3 protein-coding genes are annotated in these 1,991 nt (G+C 36.7%); all 3 read left to right on the forward strand.

Translation table 11 applies throughout. The features are described 5' to 3' along the window. Nucleotides 1-89: 89 nt before the first annotated feature. Genes cas1 through csn2 form a run of 3 tightly spaced genes read left to right on the forward strand, consistent with a single transcriptional unit; the run spans nt 90 to nt 1,940 of the window. Nucleotides 90-995 (forward strand): type II CRISPR-associated endonuclease Cas1, encoded by a 906-nt coding sequence (cas1, locus tag FC87_RS06550; protein ID WP_009166807.1) that lies wholly within the window; start codon nt 90-92, stop codon nt 993-995. After that, nucleotides 973-1,278 (forward strand): CRISPR-associated endonuclease Cas2, encoded by a 306-nt coding sequence (gene cas2, locus FC87_RS06555; RefSeq protein WP_035421987.1) that lies wholly within the window; start codon nt 973-975, stop codon nt 1,276-1,278. Before cas1 ends, cas2 begins: the two co-directional genes overlap by 23 nt. Beyond that, nucleotides 1,275-1,940: a type II-A CRISPR-associated protein Csn2 gene (gene csn2 / locus FC87_RS06560; protein ID WP_054690265.1), complete on the forward strand. Its 666-nt coding sequence runs from the start codon at nt 1,275-1,277 to the stop codon at nt 1,938-1,940. Before cas2 ends, csn2 begins: the two co-directional genes overlap by 4 nt. Nucleotides 1,941-1,991 lie beyond the last annotated feature (51 nt).

Below are 1,991 nucleotides of genomic sequence, written 5' to 3' on the forward strand. Positions count from 1 at the left end.
AGTACGTCATTCTAATGAGATTAAGTGTTGGCATTCCAACCAACAACTAAAATATACCGGCTTCTGCTTAAAAAGTCAAGGAGAAAATAATGGGATGGAGAACAGTTGTTATCACGCAACATGCTAAAATATCATATTCTGGTAGGAGAATCATTGTGCAAACTAATTCTAGTTTAAATGAAATTCCACTCGATGATATCGAAGTACTATTAATTAGTACTACTCAGGCAGTCATTACGGCACGAGCCGTTAGTGAATTAGCTAAATCAGAAACTAAACTAATTTTTTCTGATACTACAGGAGAACCCATTTGTGAAACCGTTTCATATCTGCCGAATAATCGTAGCGCGGCTTTGCTTCGAAAGCAATTTGAATGGGATGAAAATCGAAAGGCCATGCTGTGGACGTGGGTAGTTAATGCTAAAATTGGTATGCAGATCGTCGTGTTGGAAAGACGAAAACTTGAGACGGAAGCGCTAAGGTACGAAGCTGGTAAGCTGGAAATTAATGATGTTACCAACCGAGAAGCGGTGGTGGCAAGAAAATACTTCCCGCTGTTATTTGAAACGGGGTTTGAGCGCCGTGATTTTAATCCGTATAATGCAGCCTTGAATTACGGATATTCGCTGCTATTATCGCTGGTTAATCGAACGATTGTAGCGGCGGGTTCCTTGACCCAATTAGGGATCCATCATGATAATGATGAAAATCAGTTTAATCTAGGATCCGATTTGATGGAACCATTTCGCCCTATCATTGATTGGTGGGTCAGTGAACAGGAAATTAAAGAAATGAACCCGGAATTAAAAATTGGGTTGGTTGAATTGTTTAATTTGGAGTTGAAGTTTAATGGTAAAAATACAATTTTGCGAAATGCTGTAAAGACTCATGTGGGCAATTGTTTAAAATATTTAAATGGTGATAGCGAAGAAGTACATATCGAGGTGGAATTAGGAGATGAGATATCGAGTCATGCGATTAATGGTCATGTTTGATTTACCAGTTGATACAAGTGAGGATCGGAGAAACTATCGAAAGTTTCGAAAAGAATTAATTAATGAAGGATTTCTAATGATTCAATACTCGGTCTATGCGCGTGTTTGTGTTAGCAAGCAGTCAGCGCAATTCACTGAAAATAGAATTAAAACATTTTTGCCCCCGCGAGGCTTAATTCAAACGCTGATGGTCACAGAAAAACAGTATAACAGTATGAACTTTTTGGTCGGAGAAAAGAAGCAGGATGTTCGGAACACATCGGATCGGACGGTGGTAATATGAAGTTGACTGTTTATCCACAAGCCCCGTTTACGGTTGATTCCGGGAAGCTGACGTTCCTTCAAACTAACAATCCTAAATTTTATAGTACGATTGTGCTCGGATGTAAAAACTTGGATAAAATTATTATCAGTGAAAACGACGAAATTCTAGAATTAAGTAGTCATTTAGCCTATCTAGGGAATGGAATTGATAATGTGGATTTAATAACAGCATTTAAAACGAAGTTAGAAATGGAAGTGATTGAAAATCTAACGGAATCAGAACGACAGAGATTATTTCAGTTAGACCGCGAAGTGAAAAGTATTTTTTTGGGAGCAGCTTATTTGGAAGAATTACCGTTGGCCATCGATGATGAATGGAATCTCAAAAAGATGGCAAAGTACTGCGGAATTAACATATTAACTAGTTCAATGGACAATCCGTATGATATAATTAAGGTAATTATTAAGTTGTATCATAAATTTTATCCAAACAAATTAATGATTCTTAATGGATTGTTTAATTATCTCAATTCCAGTCAGATTAATGATCTGATTCAGATGATTAAAGCATTGGATTTGTATGTATTGATATTAGATTTTTCAGCTGATTTCCGTAAGGAATTAGCTGAAAAGTGCCGTTATTACCGAGTTGACAGTGATTTTGTGAGATTTAATTACTGATAGGGGGTAAATATTACAGACGGTTTTAGAAGTACGTCATTCTAATGAGAT

Origin of the sequence: Fructilactobacillus florum DSM 22689 = JCM 16035 (genome assembly GCF_001436645.1) — a bacterium.
Taxonomy (GTDB): Bacteria; Bacillota; Bacilli; order Lactobacillales; family Lactobacillaceae; genus Fructilactobacillus; species Fructilactobacillus florum.

Bases quoted from the DNA above. Each gene is read 5' to 3' on its own strand.
- cas1 (WP_009166807.1), top strand. From the start codon at position 90: ATGGGATGGAGAACAGTTGTTATCACGCAACATGCTAAAATATCATAT.
- cas2 (WP_035421987.1), top strand. From the start codon at position 973: ATGCGATTAATGGTCATGTTTGATTTACCAGTTGATACAAGTGAGGAT.
- csn2 (WP_054690265.1), top strand. From the start codon at position 1,275: ATGAAGTTGACTGTTTATCCACAAGCCCCGTTTACGGTTGATTCCGGG.